Source organism: Enterobacter cloacae complex sp. P6RS, from assembly GCF_014982245.1.
Lineage (GTDB): Bacteria > Pseudomonadota > Gammaproteobacteria > Enterobacterales > Enterobacteriaceae > Enterobacter > Enterobacter bugandensis.
Genome location: NZ_JADCLB010000018.1, coordinates 414,264 through 434,582 on the forward strand (window position 1 = coordinate 414,264; position 20,319 = coordinate 434,582).

Genomic DNA, 20,319 nt, shown 5'->3' on the forward strand with positions numbered 1-20,319 from the left:
CAGCTGTTAATGAACCATTAAATGCCGTTATGGCTCATCCGGGCCAAGGGAATAAACCGGATAACCATGCTCACGCCACTCCGTCAGCAGCTGTTGCTGCGTGGCGGACGGCACTTCGCCACACCAGACCAGCAGGGTCTGGCCGTCGAAAAACTCGGGTTTGAGCTGCCCCAGCGAGTGCGCAAGGACATCCACGCGCCAGCCCTTTTGGGTGGCGATCCACGCTTCCAGCCACAGACGGGTGGTATCGTGCACGTTCCAGCCGACCACCAGCGCATCTTTTCCTGCCTTGTTCTTCGCCGAGGCAAGACAGACGGCGATATAGTTGATCAGCACCCCGTCAAGCATGCTGAGCAGCGCCTGCAGGGTAGACTGTTGGCACTGCAGGCGCCGACGGAGCGGAATGAAAAGATGGGTGATAAGCGTTTTCGCCGGATAATCGCGACCCTGCTCTTTGATCCAGGCGCGCAGTCGCTGCAGGTTACCCGCCTGCAGGAGCCGCAGCAGCGTTTCCTGCTGCTCGCGCCAGAGGCGTTGCGTGTCCGGGTCGTCGTGGCTCAGCAGGGACTTCACTTTCCCGACCTGCACCCCGTTGTCGATCCAGCTTTTGATTTCGCGGATCCGGTCGATATCGGCATCGTTGAAAAGGCGATGACCACCGTCCGTCCTCTGTGGTTTGAGCAATCCATACCGTCGCTGCCACGCCCGTAGGGTAACGGGATTGATATCACAAAGGAGTGCCACTTCACCGATTGTGTAAAGCGCCATATTTGCCCCCTGGCTTACGCGTCCCCAGCTTAACTGTAGACCCACTTTTCCGAATCAGGAAGAATTGATTAATTTTTAAACAGATTATGCGAACCATGCACGATGTGCAGAAAAAGATGTGATAACGGACACGATTTTGCGCTTTTTTGGGGCGCTTCAAAGAAAGTTCAGCCGCATCCGTGTATGTTACGCGTTTTTTAGCGTGTGCGGTTTTGAGTATGTACGAGTTTAACCTGGTGCTGCTGTTGCTTCAGCAGATGTGCGTGTTTCTGGTCATTGCCTGGCTGATGAGCAAAACGCGTCTTTTCATTCCGCTGATGCAGGTCACCGTACGCCTGCCGCACAAGCTGCTCTGCTACGTCACCTTTTCTATTTTTTGCATCATGGGGACCTACTTCGGCCTCCACATCGAAGACTCTATTGCTAATACGCGCGCCATCGGCGCGGTGATGGGCGGGCTGCTGGGCGGACCGGTCGTCGGTGGTCTTGTCGGTTTAACCGGTGGGCTGCATCGCTATTCCATGGGCGGAATGACGGCGCTCAGCTGCATGATCTCGACGATCGTCGAAGGGCTGCTTGGTGGCCTGGTGCACAGCTATATGATTAAGCGCGGTCGCCCGGACAAGGTGTTTAGCCCGCTTACCGCCGGGGCCATTACCTTTGTGGCTGAAATGGCGCAGATGGCGATCATTCTGCTGATTGCCCGCCCGTTCGAGGATGCTCTGCACCTGGTCAGCAGTATTGCCGCCCCGATGATGGTGACCAACACCGTCGGCGCGGCGCTGTTTATGCGTATTCTGCTCGACAAGCGCGCCATGTTTGAGAAGTACACCTCGGCCTTTTCCGCCACGGCGCTGAAGGTTGCCGCCTCGACCGAAGGGATCCTGCGTCAGGGGTTTAACGAAGAGAACAGCATGAAGGTTGCGCAGGTGCTCTATAAAGAGCTGGATATCGGCGCGGTGGCCATTACCGATCGCGAAAAGCTGCTGGCGTTTACCGGCACCGGAGACGATCACCACCTGCCGGGCAAACCGATCTCGTCGACCTATACGCAGCGCGCCATTGAGACCGGCGAAGTAGTGTATGCCGACGGTAACGAAGTGCCTTACCGCTGCTCGCTGCATCCGCAGTGCAAGCTGGGCTCCACGCTCGTCATTCCGCTGCGCGGGGAAAATCAGCGGGTGATGGGCACCATCAAGCTGTATGAGGCGAAAAACCGTCTGTTCAGCTCCATCAACCGCACGCTGGGGGAGGGGATCGCCCAGCTTCTTTCCGCGCAAATTCTGGCCGGGCAGTATGAACGGCAGAAAGCCCTGCTGACGCAGTCTGAAATTAAGCTGCTGCATGCCCAGGTCAATCCGCATTTCCTGTTTAATGCCCTCAACACGCTCAAAGCGGTGATCCGCCGCGACAGCGATCAGGCCGCGCAGCTGGTGCAGTTTTTGTCGACCTTTTTCCGTAAAAACCTGAAGCGCCCGTCAGAGATCGTGACCCTCGCCGATGAAATTGAGCACGTGAATGCATATCTGCAAATTGAGCAGGCGCGGTTTCAGTCCCGCCTGCAGGTGTCGCTCTCCGTTCCGGACGAGCTGGCGTATCAGCATCTTCCGGCCTTTACCCTGCAGCCTATTGTGGAGAACGCCATCAAGCACGGTACCTCGCAGCTGCTGGGGAGAGGGGAGATAACCATTGCCGCCAGCCGTTTTAACCACCATCTGGTGCTGGATATTGAAGATAACGCCGGGCTGTACCAGCCTTCCGCTTCGGGCGGATTAGGGATGAGCCTGGTTGATAAACGTCTGCGCGCCCATTTTGGCGACGACTGTGGCATTACCGTCGCCTGCGAGCCTGACCGTTTTACCCGTATTACCGTTCGACTGCCGCTGGAGGAAAACGCATGTTAAGAGTGCTGATCGTGGATGACGAGCCGCTGGCACGGGAAAACCTGCGCGTTCTGCTGCAGGAGCAGCCAGACATTGAGATTGTGGGGGAGTGCGCCAACGCCATTGAGGCCATCGGTGCGGTGCACAAGCTGCGCCCGGACGTGCTGTTCCTCGACATTCAGATGCCGCGCATCAGCGGGCTGGAGATGGTCGGCATGCTTGACCCGGCGCATCGCCCCTACATCGTGTTTCTGACGGCGTTCGACGAATATGCCGTTAAGGCTTTTGAGGAGCACGCGTTCGATTATTTACTCAAGCCGATTGAAGAGAAGCGGCTGGAAAAAACGCTCACCCGCTTACGCCAGGAGCGAACCGTCCAGGACGTCACGCTGCTGCCGGATAACCAACAGCCGCTGAAATTTATCCCCTGCACTGGGCACAGCCGGATTTATCTGCTGCAAATGGATGATGTGGCGTTTGTCAGCAGCCGCCTGAGCGGGGTGTTTGTCACCAGCGCGGAAGGGAACGAAGGGTTTACCGAGCTGACCCTGCGCACGCTCGAGAGCCGCACGCCGCTGATTCGCTGTCACCGTCAGTATCTGGTGAACATGGCGCACCTGAAGGAGATCCGTCTGGAAGATAACGGTCAGGCCGAGCTGGTGCTGCGCGCCGGGCAGACCGTCCCCGTCAGCCGCCGCTATCTGAAAAGTTTGAAAGAGGCGATTGGCCTGTAAAACTGGTACACTGCGCGCCATTGCATCATCGACATTCGAAGGCTCTATGCTAAGTAACGATATTCTTCGTAGCCTGCGCTACACCTTGAAAGCAAACAATAACGACATGGTGCGCATTCTTGCGCTGTCCGACATGGAATCCACGTCTGCAAATTTTGATACCTGGATGACCAAAGAGGACGAAGAGGGCTTCGTCCGCTGCCCGGACATCATTCTGTCGGGTTTTCTGAACGGGCTGATTTACGATAAACGTGGAAAAGATGACTCCGCGCCCGAGCTGGCGCTGGAGCGTCGCGTGAACAACAACACGGTGCTGAAAAAGCTGCGTATCGCCTTCTCGCTGAAAACGGACGATATCCAGGCGATCATGACCGAGCAGAAATACCGCGTGTCGATGCCGGAAATCACTGCCATGATGCGCGCGCCGGACCACAAAAATTACCGCGAGTGCGGCGACCAGTTTCTGCGTAATTTCCTGCGCGGGCTGACCCATCGTGTGCATCACCCGAAACCATAAAAAAAGCCGGAGATTATCTCCGGCTTTTTTGTTATTTCACCTGCTGGCCCGGCTTCGCGCCTTCGTCTGGGCTTAACAGGAAGATATCCTTCCCGCCAGGGCCTGCTGCCATCACCATCCCCTCGGAAATGCCGAAGCGCATTTTGCGCGGCGCCAGGTTAGCGACCATCACGGTTTGACGGCCGATCAGCACCTGCGGGTCCGGGTAGGCAGAACGGATGCCGGAGAAGACGTTGCGCTTCTCGCCGCCGAGATCCAGCGTCAGGCGCAGCAGCTTGTCAGAGCCTTCCACGAATTCTGCGTTTTCAATCAGCGCCACGCGCAGGTCGACCTTAGCGAAGTCATCAAAGGTGATGGTTTCCTGAATCGGATCGTCCGCCAGCGGGCCGGTTACCGGTGCTGCAGCCGCTTTCACCTCTTCTTTAGAGGCTTCGACCAGCGCTTCAACCTGCTTCATCTCGATGCGGTTATACAGCGCCTTAAAGGTGTTCACCTTGTGGCCGAGCAGCGGCTGCGCCATTGCATCCCAGGTCAGTTCGGTGTTCAGGAACGCTTCAGCGCGGGCTGCCAGCTGCGGCAGAACCGGCTTCAGGTACGTCATCAGCACGCGGAACAGGTTGATGCCCATGGAGCAGATGGCCTGCAGATCGGCATCGCGGCCTTCCTGTTTAGCGACAACCCACGGCGCCTGCTCGTCCACATAGCGGTTAGCCAGGTCAGCCAGCGCCATGATTTCACGCACTGCTTTACCGAACTCGCGCGTTTCCCAGGCTTCGCCAATGGTGGCTGCCGCGTCGGTGAAGGTTTGGTACAGGGCAGGGTCCGCCAGCTCAGCGGCCATTACGCCGTCAAAGCGCTTGGCGATAAAGCCCGCGTTACGGGACGCCAGGTTCACCACCTTGTTGACGATGTCTGCGTTCACACGCTGCACGAAATCTTCCAGGTTCAGGTCGATATCGTCGATGCGGGAAGAGAGCTTCGCGGTGTAGTAGTAGCGCAGGCTGTCGGCGTCGAAGTGGTTCAGCCAGGTGCTGGCTTTGATGAACGTCCCGCGGGACTTGGACATCTTGGCGCCGTTCACCGTGACGTAGCCGTGTACGAACAGGTTGGTTGGCTTGCGGAAGTTGCTGCCTTCCAGCATGGCCGGCCAGAACAGGCTGTGGAAGTAAACGATGTCTTTGCCGATGAAGTGGTACAGCTCGGCGGTAGAGTCTTTCTTCCAGTATTCGTCGAAGCTGACGGTGTCGCCCCGCTTGTCGCACAGGTTCTTGAAGGAGCCCATGTAGCCGATTGGCGCATCCAGCCAGACGTAGAAATATTTGCCCGGCGCATTCGGGATTTCGAAGCCAAAGTACGGCGCATCGCGGGAGATATCCCACTGCTGCAGGCCGGATTCGAACCACTCCTGCATCTTGTTCGCCACCTGCTCCTGCAGCGCGCCACTGCGGGTCCACGCCTGCAGCATTTCGCTGAAGGACGGCAGGTCGAAGAAGAAGTGCTCGGAATCACGCATCACAGGTGTGGCGCCGGATACCACGGATTTGGGCTCAATCAGTTCGGTCGGGCTGTAGGTCGCGCCGCAGACTTCGCAGTTATCGCCGTACTGATCCGGGGATTTACATTTTGGACAGGTGCCTTTGACGAAACGGTCCGGCAGGAACATGCCTTTTTCCGGATCGTACAGCTGAGAGATAGTACGGTTTTTGATGAAACCGTTCTCTTTCAGACGGGTGTAGATCAGCTCCGACAGCTCGCGGTTTTCGTCGCTGTGCGTGGAGTGATAGTTGTCATAGCTGATGTCAAAGCCAGCAAAATCGGTCTGATGCTCCTGACTCATTTCGGCAATCATCTGCTCCGGGGAAATCCCCAGCTGCTGCGCTTTCAGCATGATCGGCGTGCCGTGGGCATCGTCCGCACAGATGAAGTTAACCTCGTGGCCGCGCATTCGCTGGTAACGGACCCAGACATCAGCCTGGATATGCTCCAGCATGTGGCCGAGGTGGATTGAGCCGTTGGCGTACGGCAGGGCGCACGTTACCAGAATTTTTTTCGCGACTTGAGTCATAGTAGGCATTACTTCTTTTAACTGTGAAAAGGGTTTTCGATATTACCAAAAGGGGCATTATTAAGTAAGCACAAACCACGGCCTTTCAGGTAAACTTGTTTGTCTAAGGTCTTATTCACAAGAACAAAGGAGTCGGGATGAGTTCTCAATCCCAGGCCAAATCACCGGAAGCCTTACGAGCAATGGTCGCCGGGACGCTGGCTAACTTTCAGCATCCAACCCTGAAGCATAACCTCACTACGCTGAAAGCGTTACACCACGTCGCGTGGCTGGACGATACGCTGCACGTTGAAGTGCAGATGCCGTTCGTCTGGACCAGCGCCTTTGACGCGCTGAAAGAGCAGACCAGCGCCGAGCTGCTGCGCATTACCGGTGCGAAAGCGATTGACTGGAAGCTGAGCCACAGCATTGCCACGCTGAAGCGTGTGAAAAATCAGCCGGGCGTCAACGGGGTGAAAAACATCATCGCCGTGAGTTCAGGTAAGGGTGGGGTGGGTAAATCCTCTACCGCCGTCAACCTCGCGCTCGCGCTGGCGGCGGAAGGGGCAAAGGTCGGTATTCTGGATGCCGATATCTACGGTCCGTCTATTCCAAACATGCTGGGTGCGGAAAATCAACGTCCAACCTCGCCGGACGGCACGCATATGGCGCCGATCGTGGCGCACGGTCTGGCGACCAATTCCATCGGTTACCTGGTGACCGACGATAACGCCATGGTCTGGCGCGGCCCGATGGCCAGCAAAGCGCTGCTGCAGATGCTGCAGGAAACGATGTGGCCGGATCTGGATTATCTGGTGCTGGACATGCCGCCGGGCACCGGTGACATTCAGCTGACGCTGGCGCAGAACATCCCGGTAACGGGGGCCGTTGTGGTCACCACGCCGCAGGATATCGCGCTGATCGACGCCAAAAAAGGCATCGTGATGTTCGAGAAAGTGGAAGTGCCGGTGCTCGGCATCGTCGAGAACATGAGCATGCACATCTGCAGCAACTGCGGACACCATGAGCCTATCTTTGGTACGGGTGGGGCGGAAAAACTGGCAGCGCAGTATCACACCCAGCTGCTGGGGCAGATGCCGCTGCATATTTCCTTGCGTGAAGATCTGGACAGCGGGAAGCCGACGGTCGTCAGCCGTCCGGACAGCGAGTTCGCTGAGATGTATCGCCAACTGGCGGGGCGCGTTGCGGCGCAGCTCTACTGGCAGGGTGAAGTGATCCCGGGTGAAATCGCCTTCCGCGCGGTGTAACCCCCAGCGCTGGATTGCCGGGTGGCGGCTTCGCCTTACCCGGCCTACGAAATACGATTTTGTAGGTCAGGTAAGCGAAGCGCCACCTGACTTTACCCAAGCCGGTAATGCATAAGATAGTACTCTCCCTCAGGAGAATTCCCCGTCGCCTCAATGTGCCAGCCGTGGCGCTGGTAAAACGTAATAGCCCGCGCATTCTTCACCAGACACTTGAGTGAGCCCGTGCTGGTAAACGTCTTCTGTACGTGCTCAAGCAACACATGTCCGACGCCCAGGCTCTGATACTGTGGGTCGACAAACAGGTTGTGCAGAAAATTATCGTTCGTCCAGACTGAGGCGAAGCCAAGTCGGTGTCCATCCTGCTCCGCCACCCAAATCTCTTCGTCCAGGGTTGCCGCGTCAAAATCTTCAAGCTGCCACGCAGAACTGTCCAGCCACGGCCAGGCTTCACGCCGGGCGTGGAGGTAGAGCGTACGCAGGAAAGGGCGGTCGCTCTCCTGCCACGGACGGATTACGATCGTATCAGCGATGATAGAAAATATCTCCATTGTAGGCTTTGTAGATTTTGCCATCTGCATCGCCAATCAGGACGTAGTTTTCGCCCATGTAGGTCCAGTGGGTACCGGCATCCGGTGCCGGAAGATTACGCAGCTGGTACTGTTTAATGGTGTACTCCGGCGTTTGATACTGCGCCGGTGCCGTATCGCCGATTTTAAACTTCGTGAAATCGGCGATGAACTCTTGTTCTTCATAGGCCTTGATGCCCGATGGCGCAGCGGCGGTTTGCGGGGCAGAGAACGCGGAGCCCGCCAGAGACAGTAATACACCCAGAAGCAGCAATTTACGCTTAGCCATTTTTTCTCCAGTGATATTGTTTCAGAGACTTTCGTCTGAAGGGCACACAGCACAAGACAGACGGTCTATTTTAAGTATCAAAGCATGATGCGTTTGATAAAAAATGTAACAAAAGTGGAGGGGTTTGGGTAGTCGATAACGGTGATGCTCATCATTGCGGTGAATGTTGATTGTGCGGAATATTTGTTATTTTTATTATTTTATTAATCTATTCTGAAAATAAGTTTATACGTCAAAATAGCACCGTTAAGCGAATGCTTTTGCAAGGGATAACATTTAATATCGCGGCGCATAAAGTATTATTGCTCTCCGTTTTCTTGCGCAATTGTGCGCTGTTTTTTAACTTTTTAAACAACAGCGAACGTGTGTTTTACAGTATCACGGGGAAATAATAAATAACTATATTTCAATGACTTGCTTGCTTTTTTTGCGAGTTAACTACCCAGCGCAACGATAAATCAACATTTTATATAAATGAAAAATACAACTGCTCTTTTACTGTCCTTTCTGACGCTCAGCCAGCTAACAGGATGTGTATTTTCACCAGGCCAGAACTTAAGTCTTTCCGGGAAAAAAGTCACTACCGGTGAGGAAATTAACGATCCGCTGGACAAACGCGTGGAAGTTTTTCCTTTAACCCCTGGATTGATTGAAAAACTGCGCCCACCCGTTTCTAAATCTCAGGCAAATCCTACTCTGGATGAGCAGCTCAAAAACTGGGAATACCGCATTGGCTCAGGGGACATTTTGACGGTCACCGTCTGGGATCACCCTGAACTCACGACGCCCGCAGGGCAGTACCGTAGCGCGAGCGACGCGGGTAACTGGGTTAACGCCGATGGTACGCTTTTCTACCCCTACGTCGGCAAGCTGAAAGTGGCGGGCAAAACGGTTTCGCAGGTACGTGAGGAGATCACCGCGCGGCTGGATGAGGTCATTGAGAGCCCTCAGGTGGACGTCAGCGTTGCCTCCTTCCGTTCTCAAAAAGCCTATATCACCGGAGAGGTTGAGAAATCGGGCCAGCAGCCAATAACCAATATTCCATTGACGGTAATGGATGCGGTGAACGCTGCGGGCGGTCTCTCTGCGGATGCCGACTGGCGTAACGTCGTGCTCACGCATGATGGCCAGGACTCGCGCCTTTCACTCTATGCTCTGATGCAACATGGCGATTTAACCCAAAATAAACTGCTTTATCCTGGCGATATCCTGTTTGTTCCCCGGAACGACGCGCTGAAAGTGTTTGTGATGGGCGAGGTGGTTAAACAGAGCACCCTTAAGATGGATCGTAGCGGCATGACGCTGGCTGAAGCCCTGGGGAATGCAGGCGGGCTGAACCAGAATATGGCCGATGCAACCGGGATTTTTGTTATTCGCCCGGTTTCACGGAAAGGCGAGAAAGACAAAATCGCCAACATCTATCAACTCAATGCGGAAGATGCCTCAGCCATGGTGCTGAGCACAGAATTCGAGCTGGAACCGTACGACATTGTCTATGTCACGACGGCACCGCTTTCACGCTGGAATCGTGTGATCGCCCAGCTGGTACCCACCATCAGTGGCGTACATGACCTGACCGAAACCGTCCGTTACATCAGGTCGTGGCCGCAATAATGTTCAATTCAATTCTCGTGGTTTGCACCGGCAATATTTGCCGTTCACCGATTGGTGAGCGGCTGTTGCGCCAGCAGCTACCCGACGCGCAGGTGACCTCGGCAGGCATTTTCGGGCTTGAAGGACGCCCGGCGGATGCGACTGCAAAGGCAGTCGCCTTACGTCATGGCGTTTCGCTGGAAGGTCACGTGGCGCGTAAGGTCACACGTTTTCTGTTACAAAAATCCGATTTGATTCTGGTGATGGAGCCAGAGCATCTCCGTTTTATTGCCTCAGTGGCGCCGGAGAATCGGGGGAAATCGCTGTTGTTTGGTCAGTGGCTGGAAACAAAGGACATTCCCGACCCGTATCGCAAAAGCCGGGAAGCCTTCGAATATGTTTTCGAGCAGTTAGGAAAAGCCAGTCAGGAATGGGCTCGTCGTTTGCGTCAACAAGGAATGAAGCAGTAATGTCGTCTCATAAATCAGACAAATTTGGTGCTGCGACACCGCATGATAATGAAATTGATCTCATTCAGCTGTTGGCTGAGATGTTTGATCATCGGGTAATGATAGCGTGCATCACGCTCCTGTTCACCGTATGCGCCGGGATCTATGCGTATAGCGTCACACCGATCTATCAGGCTGATGCCCTTGTGCAGATAGAAGCGAAGCAGGACAACTCGTTGCTCAAAAGCTTAAGCCAGTTTGGTACCGATCTTTCACCTGATGTTGCGCCCGAACTCTTGCTGCTCAAGTCGCGGATGATTCTGGGAGAGACCGTTGACAAGCTGGGGCTAACGTACAGCGTCAAACGGCGCATGCTGCCCGTCATTGGGCCGCTGCTGGAACGAGGGCGTAAAGCCGGTGAACTGACAATTGGTGCGCTTACCCTTCCTCTTCTGGAAGACAAGCCACAGGAACTTTTACTGACCGTGCAGGAGCAGGGCCGGTATCACCTCGAAGGAAAAACGCTTGAGGCTGATGGCGTTGTTGGGAAAACGCTGGTTAAAGGCGGAGTAACGCTGCTTGTCACCTCGCTCAGTGCGGCACCAGGCACCCGGTTTGCCCTCAAAACCGTCACAAAGCTTGAAGCAATAAACGCCCTTCAGCGCCGACTCATTGTTTCTGAGTCGGCGAAGCAGAGCGGAATTATCAGCTTAACGCTGACGGGCGAGGACCCTGACAAGATCGCCGTGGTGCTCAACACCATTGCTGAAAATTATCTCAGCCAGAATATTGCGCGCCAGGAAGCTAAAGATACCCGCAGCCTGACGTTTTTACAGGACCAATTACCTAAAATCAGGCGCGAACTGGATGAAGCCGAAGCACGACTGAACGCCTACAGAGAGCAGCGCGATTCTGTCGATCTATCCCTTGAGGCGAAGACGGTTCTCGATCAGGTTGTTAATGTGGAAAATCAGCTTAACGAGCTGACGTTCCGCGAAGCAGAAGTTTCTCAGCTTTTCAAAAAGGATCACCCAACCTACCGCGCCTTACGTGATAAAAAACAGACCCTAAAGCAGGAACGTACGCGCCTGAATAACCGCGTCTCATCCATGCCTTCTACCCAGCAGGAAATTTTGCGTTTAAGCCGTGACGTTGAGTCCGGGCGCACCATCTACCTGCAGCTGCTGACGCGTCAGCAGGAGCTGAATATCTCGCGCTCCAGCACCATCGGAAACGTGCGGATCATTGACCCTGCAGTAACGCAGCCTGGACCCGTCAAACCGCACAAAGTGATTATCATTGTGCTCGGTATGCTGGTGGGATTGATGCTCTCTGCAGGGACGGTGTTGGTGCGCTCTGCGTTTAAACGGGGCATCACCTCGTCTGAACAGCTGGAAGCGCAGGGAATGCCTCTTCTGGCTACGCTCCCGCGTTCAGTGTGGCTATGGAAAAAAACGCATTTGCGCAAGAGGACGCTGTTTGCTTCCCACTGGAAGCACAGGACGTCAAACGTACCTTTCCTGCCCGTTGACCGACCGGCGGATATATTTGTCGAGGCGGTGCGCGGGTTACGCACCAGTCTGCATTTTACCATGATGAATGCCGTTAATCGGATAGTGGTGATTTCTGGTCCTTCGCAGGACTGCGGAAAGACTTTGGTGAGCACCTCGCTGGCGTCGATTGCCGCTCAGGCAGGTCAACGGGTACTGTTTATTGATGCGGATATGCGCAAGGGATATGTTCACAATATTTTCAAACTGAACAACCAGCATGGGTTGTCCAGCGTGCTGGGGGGAAGCATAGAGTGGCAGGATGCGATTCAACGCTTCGAGAAAGGTGGCTTTGATGTCTTGACCTGTGGATCTCAGCCTTCACATCCTGTCGAGCTACTTATGAATGAGCGCTTCCAGACGGTAATGTCGCGAATAGACAAAGAGTACGACATCGTGATTGTCGACACGCCACCGGTGCTGGCCGTAACGGATGCGCTACTCGTCGCCAGAGCCGCGGCAACCACGTTGCTGGTTGCCCGTTTCGGTAAAACCAGCGTCAAAGAGATCGAAAACTGTCGGAAGCGTCTGCAGCAGATGGGCGTCCAGGTTGAAGGCGCGATTCTCAATGATATTGTGAAATCCGCTGCGTTCTATTACCACTCGGGTTATAGCCATTACAACTACGGCTATACCCCGGAATAAAGTGACGCGACACTTCTTTACAGCATGACGCCGAATAGCCCGCTAAGATGACCTCCGTTAAATCGAGAGGTCATAATGGATAACCGTAAATTGAGTCGCCTGCGCCGCTGGGCGCGGGAAGGGATCATACTCATTCTGCTTACGCTGGCGGTTATGTGGGGCGTGGATCAATACCGAAAGCCATCATTACCCGCCAGCTTTAGCGCAACGCCTATGCAGAGCATCGACGGTAACATTCACGATATCGCGGCGCTCAGCAAGGAGCGCCCCCTGCTGATTTACGTCTGGGCAACCTGGTGTAGCATCTGTCGTTATACGACACCTGCGGTCGATAAGCTGGCAAAAGAGGGCGGTAACGTCGTAAGCATTGCCATGCGCTCCGGTGACGATGCAAAGCTCGCTCGCTGGGTTGAAAAGAAAAACCTGAATATGCCGGTGATTAACGATGCAAACGGTGCCGTGTCGCAGCAGTGGCAGGTGAGCGTAACGCCGACGCTGGTGATTGTGTCAAAGGGGAAGGTAGTCAGTACCACAACGGGCTGGACGAGCTACTGGGGATTGAAAATGAGAATGTGGTGGGCAGGCGTATAAAGATAACCCCTCTTCCGACGGAAGAGGGGTTTTGTATTACTTCGCGAGAACTTCCTGCGCGGTGCGCTCAACCAGCGACAGCAGGATTTTGATATCCTCCAGCGTCACGGTTGGGTTCAGCAGAGTCAGCTTCAGGCAGGTGATGCCGTTATGCTCGGTCACACCGACGTTTGCACGGCCGGATTCCAGCAGCGCATCACCAATTTTCTGGTTCAGCAGGGCGATGCCCGCGTCGTCCATCTGCACCTGGCCACGGAAGCGGAACAGCACGCTTGCCAGCTGTGGCTGCATAACCAGTTCCAGAGCAGGCTGCTCTTTCACGTAGGACGCAACCTGCTGCGCCAGCGTTACGCCGTGATCGATGATCGCCGCGTATTGCTCCTGACCCAGCGCTTCCAGGCTCATCCACAGCTTCAGCGCGTCGAAACGACGGGTGGTCTGCAGAGATTTGGACACCAGGTTAGGCACGCCCGCTTCTTCGTCGAACTCAGAGTTCAGGTAGGCCGCCTGATAGCGCATAAGCTCATAGTGACGCGCTTCTTTCAGCAGGAACGCGCCGCAGCTGATGGTCTGGAAGAACTGCTTGTGGAAGTCCAGAGTGACGGAATCCACCAGCTCGATGCCGTCCAGGTAGTGACGATACTGATCGGACATCAGCAGCGCGCCGCCCCAGGCCGCGTCAACGTGTACCCAGATGTTCTGCTTCGCCGCCAGTTCAGCAATGGCACGCAGCGGATCGATAGCACCGGCATCGGTAGTACCTGCCGTCGCGACGATGGCCAGAATCTGCTCCCCGTTCGCGTTGCACTGCTCGATTTTCGCCGCCAGATCGGTCAGATCCATGCGGGAGAACTCGTCGGTTTTCACCTGCACTACGGACTGATAGCCCAGGCCCATCAGCGCCATGTTTTTCTGCACGGAGAAGTGCGCGTTTTCGGAGCACAGCACGCGAATTTTGCGCAGATCGCCCACCAGACCGTCCTGCTGAACGGAGTGGCCCTGACGCGCGAAGAATGCGTCACGCGCCAGCATCAGACCCATCAGGTTGCTCTGGGTACCGCCGCTGGTGAACACACCCGCGTCGCCAGCCTGATAACCCACGCGGGTACGCAGCCACTCGATCAGTTTGATCTCAATAATGGTTGCGGACGGGCTTTGATCCCAGGAGTCCATACTCTGGTTAGTGGCGTTGATCAGCACTTCCGCCGCCTGGCTTACCACCAGGCTTGGGCAGTGCAGGTGCGCCACACACTGCGGGTGATGAACGGACAAGCTGTCTTTCAGGAAGAACTCCACGGCGCGTTCAATCGCCGCTTCGTTGCCCAGCCCTTTCGGGTTGAAATCCAGCTTAATACGGTCGCGCAGCTCCGCGACCGTTTTGCCCTGGTACATCTCAGGCTGCTTCAGCCACTGCATCACAGCCTGAGTGCTTTGTTCAATCGCCTGCTGGTAAGCTTCAATGCTCTGCGCAGAGGAGAACAAAATTGGGTTTGAATCAGACATCGTATTCAACTACTCCGGTTACGCCGGGCGAACGCCCGCAGCAAGCAGTGCCTGCTCGAATTTATCCAGGAAGATTTTCAGCTCTTCGTCGCTGATCAGCAGGGAAGGCAGCAGGCGCAGAACGATACCGTTACGACCACCACGTTCCAGAATCAGACCGGCTTCAAAGCACTTCTTCTGAATCAGCGCAGACAGCTCGCCGTCGCCAGGGAAGCAGCCCATATGGTCAGCAGCTTCGTGTGGCTTAACGATCTCGATACCGATCATCATGCCCAGACCGCGCACGTGACCGATGACCGGATAACGTTTTGCCATCTCTTTAAGCTGGCCTTTCAGCCATTCGCCCTGTGCAGCCACTTTGCCCGCGATGTTCTGGTCTTTCAGGATTTTCAGCGTCGTCAGGCCGGTTGCCATTGCCAGCTGGTTGCCGCGGAAAGTACCGGTGTGGTGGCCAGGCGCCCATGCGTCGAACTGCTTTTTGATACCGAGCACGGCCAGCGGCAGACCGCCACCAACCGCTTTAGACATCACGATGATGTCTGGCTCGATGCCCGCGTGTTCGAAGGCGAAGAATTTACCGGTACGGGCAAAGCCAGCCTGAACTTCGTCGAGGATCAGCAGAATGCCGTGTTCCTGAGTCACTTTACGAATGCGCTGCAACCACTCAGCCGGAGCCGGGTTCACGCCGCCTTCGCCCTGTACGGCTTCCAGGATCACCGCGGCAGGTTTACGCACGCCGCTTTCAACGTCGTTGATCAGGTTGTCGAAGTAGTAAGTCAGCGCTTTCACGCCCGCTTCACCACCGATACCCAGCGGGCAGCGGTACTCGTGCGGGTAAGGCATGAACTGCACTTCTGGCATCATACCGTCAACCGCTTCTTTCGGAGACAGGTTGCCGGTCACGGACAGTGCGCCGTGGGTCATGCCGTGGTAACCACCAGAGAAGCTGATGATACCGCTACGGCCGGTCACTTTTTTCGCCAGCTTCAGCGCCGCTTCAACGGCGTCGGCACCGGATGGACCGGTGAACTGCAGGCAGTACTCTTTGCCCTGACCAGGCAGCAGAGAGAGCAGATATTCAGAAAACGCGTCTTTCAGAGGCGTAGTCAGATCCAGAGTGTGTAACGGCAAGCCGCTGGTAATGACATTTTGGATGCTTTTCAGCACATCAGGATGGTTATGGCCAAGCGCAAGGGTCCCTGCGCCTGCTAAACAGTCAAGGTATTCTTTATTATCTGCATCGGTGATCCACACGCCTTCTGCTTTAGTAATCGCTAAAGGCAGTTTGCGCGGATAACTCCTGACGTTAGATTCAAACTCGGCCTGACGGGCCAGATAGGTTTCGTTGCTTTTGTGGGCATCTACGGTGTCAATACGGACTTTATCCGTCATCATATCACTCCTACAACCGCCGCTTCGCTATGAGCCACGATTGAATAAAAAGTTAAAAAACAGATGGGGCCTGAAAAAAACGCCGCCAATATAGAGCCTTTTGTCACGGGGCTCAATGGTTAATTTGTTTACTGTTTTGTGACATGGAGCACAGGAGAGGCAATATCACCATTTTTAAAAAGAAAATTGCACTTTATTGGCAATAAAAACAATTGATTATGTGGTCTTCGTTCGGGTTGTTAAATGACAGAAAAGAGTGTGACAAATCGTGCCATTGGCTGACAAAATAAGGGGGTATGCTGCCTTCATACCCCCTTATTTTTCCATCAACGACAAAAAGCGGTAGTCACATGGCGCGCGCAATGGAATCACGCATTAAAAATGGACTTTCAACGCGCGTCGTTTCCCGGTGTTGTGCACCGTTAATAATGTGCAGGGCGCTCAGGCGGCCAATTTCGTAGTGGGGCAACTGAACCGTTGAAAGAGGCGGCAAAAACAGCTCGCCAATGCCCACCATATTGTCATAGCCGATAACCGCGACATCTTCAGGGATGCGAAGCCCTTGCGCCAGCAGCGTCTGGTACACCATAAACGCGATACGATCGTTACCGCAAATTACGGAATCAAACCGCGGGATGCCCTTCCGTATGCGCGCCAGCAATGCGGTCGGAATATCACGATAATGCTCATCCCCGTGCGCCATATACGCATGTTCCAGGCTGTCCGGGTCGATTCCAGCTTCACGGCAGGCGCGTTCAAGCCCCTCACGGCGCCGGGTTGTGGCCAGATGGCCCACAGGTAAATGCAGACACAGGGGCTGCCGATAGCCTTCCGCGAGTAATGCCCTGGCGGCGGCGTACTGCCCCTGTTCATCATCCGGGATATAGCTGGCGACCTTTTCACCGACACTCTCGCAGTTGGCCAGCACGCAGGGGAGGGTGAGCAGCTTGGCAGGAAGAGGAACCTGACGTAACCCCATCGTGGTGTAGATAATCCCGTCTGGCCGGTGGGAGAGCAGAAGATCGACAATGGCATCCGGATTGTCGTCAGCAAACATATTCATGACGAAGCTATTCCAGCCGTGCATCCTGGCCGTCTCTTCAATGGACAGCGTAATCTCCACCGAAAAAGGTGTCGTGACCGTATCGAGCGCCAGCACGCCTATGGTTTTAGGCGAAGCATTCGCGCCGCGTATTTTCTTGGCGGACAGATCGGGAACGTAGTTGGTCTGCTCGATAGCCCACTGTACGCGCGCCAGCGTTTCGGGTTTAAGGCGCTCCGGGCTGTTAAGCGCGCGGGAAACCGTCATCAGCGATACGTTAGCTAGCTTTGCGACGTCCTTCAGGGAAGCCATTTTCTTACTCCGTTAATGCTCTGTGAGAGGGTATACAACTAAGTCGCTGATGTAAAAGGAAGGCTGATGACCAGGTTAAGTCATGCTTACCTCAGTTATGAATTTATGATCGCGATCTCACTTCCTAAATGTTAACGTTAACTTTCGTGATTAACATCTTAAATTTTCATCAAGCAGCATGAGAAAGCATGGATGTTAACGTTACCATTTGGTCATTACTCCAACACGAGAATGCCATGATGAAAACGCATCACTCTCACAGCTATCCCATACTGAGCGCATTACTGTTTTTCTTTTTTGTCACCTGGTCATCTTCCGGTTCGTTGCTCTCTATCTGGCTCCACCAGGAAGTGGGGTTAAAGGCAGGGGATACGGGCGTTATCTATGCCGTGCTTTCCGTCTCCGCGCTGTTTGCTCAAATCTGTTATGGATTTATTCAGGACAAACTCGGCCTGCGCAAAAACCTGCTCTGGTTTCTGACCAGTCTGCTTATCCTTTCCGGTCCGGCCTTTTTGCTGTTTGGCTATCTGCTGCAAATTAACGTGTTGCTGGGCAGTATTTTCGGCGGGATTTTTATTGGCCTGACGTTTAACGGTGGGATTGGGGTGCTGGAATCCTATACCGAACGCGTGGCCCGTCAGAGCCAGTTTGAGTTTGGCAAGGCGAGAATGTGGGGATCGCTTGGCTGGGCGGCGGCAACCTTTTTTGCGGGGCTCCTGTTTAACATCAATCCGAAGCTGAATTTCGCTGTCGCGAGCTGCGCCGGGCTGGTGTTTTTTGTTTTGCTCGCGCGCCTGCGGGTCTCTTCCGCACCGCACGCCATGCAGGAAGCGGTGTCCGGTGGCAAGGTGACTCTGGAAGACGCATTGCGCCTGCTGACGCTGCCGCGTTTCTGGGCGCTGGTGTTTTTCGTTATCGGCACCTGCATTTACGGCGTTTACGATCAGCAGTTCCCGGTCTATTTCTCATCACAGTTCCCGACGTTGCAGGAAGGGAACGCCATGTACGGCTATCTCAACTCCTTCCAGGTTTTCCTTGAGGCGGCGGGCATGTTTTGCGCCCCGTGGCTGGTGAACCGCCTCGGCGCGAAAAACGGCCTGATTTTCGCCGGAATGGTGATGGCAATGCGTATGGTGGCATCGGGTCTGGTTGAGGGGCCGGTGCTCATCTCCATTACCAAGCTGCTGCACGCAGTGGAGCTGCCCGTATTGCTGGTCTCGATATTTAAATACAACAGCTTACATTTTGATAAGCGGCTCTCTTCCACGCTCTATCTGGTGGGCTTTGCCTGTACAAGCTCGGTGATTGCGTCTGTGCTGTCGCCGCTGGCGGGTTACAGCTATGAGAAATACGGCTTTGCCCAATCCTATCTCATTATGGGGCTGTTAGTGTTCAGCACCACGCTCATCTCCATCTTCCTGTTGCGCTCGGGTAAGTCTTCTTCTGACCCGCTCATGCCGCAACCCTCCACTATCTGACTGAAAAGAGTAAACAAATGATGTATTCCATTGCCAAAGCTGAACAATCATTACAGGCCAAACGCGGCGATCTTAACCTGCGCTGGTATCCGCGTTACCACCTCGCCGCGCGTGCCGGCTGGATGAACGACCCGAATGGTCTGGTGTGGTTTGACGGCTGGTATCACGCGTTTTACCAGCATCATCCGTACTCGACCCAGTGGGGGCCGATGCACTGGGGTCATGCGCGCAGCAAGGATTTAGTTCGCTGGGAACACCTCCCGGTGGCGCTGGCACCGGAAGGGCCAGAGGATAAGGACGGCTGTTTTTCCGGCTCGGCGGTGGTGGATGGCGATACGCTGGCGCTGATTTATACCGGCCACAAATTCCACGGCGATCCGGATGACGAGGCTAACCTTTACCAGGTGCAGTGCCTGGCAACCAGCCGTGATGGCGTCCATTTTACGCGGCAAGGAACGATCGTTGACACGCCGCCTGGGCTGCATCACTTTCGCGATCCAAAAGTGTGGCGGGAAGGGGAGCGCTGGTACATGGTTGTCGGCGCGCGGGATGGCGAGACGGGCCAGGTGCGTGTTTACCGTTCTGACGACCTGCGCGAATGGCAGGATATGGGCGTGCTTGCGGTGGCTGAAAAAGAGATGGGTTACATGTGGGAATGCCCGGACTTTTTCACCCTCAACGGCAAACGCGTGCTGATGTTTTCACCTCAGGGGCTGGCTGCGGAGGGATTCAAAAATCGCAATCTTTTCCAGAGCGGTTATCTGCTGGGGGAGTGGCAGCCCGGCCAACCTTTCGTGCGTGAAGGTGAGTTTGTGGAGATGGATAGCGGGCATGATTTCTATGCGCCACAAAGCTTCCTGACGCCTGACGGCCGCCGCATCGTTATCGGCTGGCTGGACATGTGGGAATCTCCCCTTCCGGAACAGCAGGACGGGTGGGCTGGCATGCTCTCTTTACCGCGCGAGCTGATGCTAAGCGCGGATAACCGCCTGCAGATGCGGCCAGCCAGAGAAGTGGAAATCCTGCGGGGAGCGTGGTTCCCCTGGCCGGTGAGCACGCTCAACAATCAGCAGATCGTTCAGGTGGAAAGCTGCGATGCGATGGAGGTCATTCTGCAGTGGGACTGTGCTAACAGCAGCGCGGAGCAGTACGGCATTCGTCTTGGCGACGGATTCCGTCTCTACGTTGATGCGCAGATGCAGCGCCTGGTGCTGGAGCGTTATTATCCGCAGTATGGCCTGTGCGGTACCCGAAGCGTCGCGCTGAATCTGAACGACACGCTAAGCCTGCGCCTGTTCGTTGACAGCTCGTCAGTGGAAGTGTTTGTCAATGAAGGGGAGGCGTGCCTGAGCAGCCGCATTTATCCTGATGAAGGGGCGCGCGAACTGGCAATGTTTGCCTGGACGGGGAGTGCGTCGCTTATTGCTGGCGGGGCGTGGCAGCTGGAATAAAATTATTTATTAATGGGCCAGAACAAAGCCCCATACAAATGGGGCTACGTTAATCTTAGATTGTTATAAAAAATGGATAGCGTAGGAGAAGGGGACTCTTATGCCCCCATTCACAGACTATGCGACAGTATCTAGGATCTCTCTTAAGAAATCAGTGAAGTTATCAAATGAACCATATATCGACTCTGAAGAGGCATTGTCACGAATTTCAAATAAATTCATTTTTGTATCATAAGTAAACAAT

The 20,319-nt window shown here is 54.9% G+C and carries 17 protein-coding genes; 10 read left to right on the forward strand and 7 right to left on the reverse strand.

Going from position 1 to position 20,319, the window contains the following annotated elements; genetic code table 11:
* Window positions 1–27: 27 nt before the first annotated feature.
* Complete coding sequence (mlrA, locus tag INF73_RS13305) at window positions 28–768, reverse strand: HTH-type transcriptional regulator MlrA (RefSeq protein ID WP_028013838.1); 741 nt, start codon at window positions 766–768, stop codon at window positions 28–30.
* A gap of 218 nt (window positions 769–986) precedes the next feature.
* Between mlrA and INF73_RS13310 the strand changes: the two genes are divergently transcribed.
* Genes INF73_RS13310 through INF73_RS13320 form a run of 3 tightly spaced genes read left to right on the forward strand, consistent with a single transcriptional unit; the run spans window position 987 to window position 3,902 of the window.
* Window positions 987–2,672, forward strand: a complete 1,686-nt coding sequence (locus INF73_RS13310; RefSeq protein ID WP_193541936.1) for a sensor histidine kinase — start codon at window positions 987–989, stop codon at window positions 2,670–2,672.
* Window positions 2,666–3,385, forward strand: a complete 720-nt coding sequence (gene btsR, locus INF73_RS13315) for a two-component system response regulator BtsR (protein WP_063943461.1) — start codon at window positions 2,666–2,668, stop codon at window positions 3,383–3,385. Before INF73_RS13310 ends, btsR begins: the two co-directional genes overlap by 7 nt.
* Before the next feature lie 46 nt (window positions 3,386–3,431).
* Window positions 3,432–3,902, forward strand: a complete 471-nt coding sequence (locus INF73_RS13320; RefSeq protein WP_045259745.1) for a DUF1456 family protein — start codon at window positions 3,432–3,434, stop codon at window positions 3,900–3,902.
* 31 nt (window positions 3,903–3,933) lie between these two features.
* On the opposite strand, the gene metG is transcribed toward INF73_RS13320, so the two are convergent.
* The gene (gene metG, locus INF73_RS13325) at window positions 3,934–5,967 is read right to left on the reverse strand and encodes a methionine--tRNA ligase (RefSeq protein ID WP_049000348.1); all 2,034 of its coding nucleotides are present in this window, start codon (window positions 5,965–5,967) and stop codon (window positions 3,934–3,936) included.
* Window positions 5,968–6,104: 137 nt separating this feature from the next.
* Here metG and apbC point away from each other — a divergent pair, with 137 nt between their 5' ends.
* Window positions 6,105–7,214: an iron-sulfur cluster carrier protein ApbC gene (gene apbC, locus INF73_RS13330; RefSeq protein ID WP_028013834.1), complete on the forward strand. Its 1,110-nt coding sequence runs from the start codon at window positions 6,105–6,107 to the stop codon at window positions 7,212–7,214.
* 92 nt (window positions 7,215–7,306) lie between these two features.
* Here apbC and INF73_RS13335 read toward each other — a convergent pair whose 3' ends face one another.
* Together INF73_RS13335 and INF73_RS13340 are read right to left on the reverse strand one after the other, a co-directional pair.
* Window positions 7,307–7,786 (reverse strand): GNAT family N-acetyltransferase, encoded by a 480-nt coding sequence (locus tag INF73_RS13335; protein WP_045259769.1) that lies wholly within the window; start codon window positions 7,784–7,786, stop codon window positions 7,307–7,309.
* A complete protein-coding gene (locus INF73_RS13340) occupies window positions 7,737–8,069 on the reverse strand; it encodes an RcnB family protein (protein WP_008500887.1) in 333 nt (110 codons plus the stop codon). Before INF73_RS13340 ends, INF73_RS13335 begins: the two co-directional genes overlap by 50 nt.
* A gap of 474 nt (window positions 8,070–8,543) precedes the next feature.
* Between INF73_RS13340 and INF73_RS13345 the strand changes: the two genes are divergently transcribed.
* The 4 genes from INF73_RS13345 (at window position 8,544) to INF73_RS13360 (ending at window position 12,897) form a co-directional block, all read left to right on the forward strand.
* A complete protein-coding gene (locus tag INF73_RS13345) occupies window positions 8,544–9,683 on the forward strand; it encodes a polysaccharide export protein (protein ID WP_028013832.1) in 1,140 nt (379 codons plus the stop codon).
* Window positions 9,683–10,132 carry a protein-tyrosine-phosphatase gene (locus tag INF73_RS13350; protein WP_028013831.1) on the forward strand — a complete coding sequence of 150 codons (450 nt, stop codon included), beginning with the start codon at window positions 9,683–9,685 and terminating at the stop codon, window positions 10,130–10,132. Before INF73_RS13345 ends, INF73_RS13350 begins: the two co-directional genes overlap by 1 nt.
* Window positions 10,132–12,306, forward strand: coding sequence for a polysaccharide biosynthesis tyrosine autokinase (locus tag INF73_RS13355; protein ID WP_193541935.1), 2,175 nt, complete (start codon window positions 10,132–10,134; stop codon window positions 12,304–12,306). Before INF73_RS13350 ends, INF73_RS13355 begins: the two co-directional genes overlap by 1 nt.
* Before the next feature lie 75 nt (window positions 12,307–12,381).
* Window positions 12,382–12,897 (forward strand): protein disulfide oxidoreductase, encoded by a 516-nt coding sequence (locus INF73_RS13360; protein ID WP_193541934.1) that lies wholly within the window; start codon window positions 12,382–12,384, stop codon window positions 12,895–12,897.
* Between the two features lie 36 nt (window positions 12,898–12,933).
* Here the strand turns inward: INF73_RS13360 and INF73_RS13365 are convergent, their stop codons facing one another.
* From INF73_RS13365 to INF73_RS13375, 3 genes are all read right to left on the reverse strand, one after another.
* Entirely contained in the window at window positions 12,934–14,400 is a 1,467-nt protein-coding gene (locus INF73_RS13365) for an aspartate aminotransferase family protein (RefSeq protein WP_193541933.1), read from the reverse strand.
* Window positions 14,401–14,418: 18 nt separating this feature from the next.
* Window positions 14,419–15,795, reverse strand: a complete 1,377-nt coding sequence (locus INF73_RS13370; protein ID WP_014884533.1) for a diaminobutyrate--2-oxoglutarate transaminase — start codon at window positions 15,793–15,795, stop codon at window positions 14,419–14,421.
* Window positions 15,796–16,138: 343 nt separating this feature from the next.
* Window positions 16,139–17,146 carry a LacI family DNA-binding transcriptional regulator gene (locus INF73_RS13375; protein WP_193541932.1) on the reverse strand — a complete coding sequence of 336 codons (1,008 nt, stop codon included), beginning with the start codon at window positions 17,144–17,146 and terminating at the stop codon, window positions 16,139–16,141.
* Between the two features lie 236 nt (window positions 17,147–17,382).
* Here INF73_RS13375 and INF73_RS13380 point away from each other — a divergent pair, with 236 nt between their 5' ends.
* On the forward strand, window positions 17,383–18,624 hold the full coding sequence (locus INF73_RS13380) for an MFS transporter (protein ID WP_059358520.1): 1,242 nt from the start codon (window positions 17,383–17,385) through the stop codon (window positions 18,622–18,624).
* 17 nt (window positions 18,625–18,641) lie between these two features.
* Window positions 18,642–20,075 (forward strand): glycoside hydrolase family 32 protein, encoded by a 1,434-nt coding sequence (locus tag INF73_RS13385; RefSeq protein ID WP_193541931.1) that lies wholly within the window; start codon window positions 18,642–18,644, stop codon window positions 20,073–20,075.
* Window positions 20,076–20,319 lie beyond the last annotated feature (244 nt).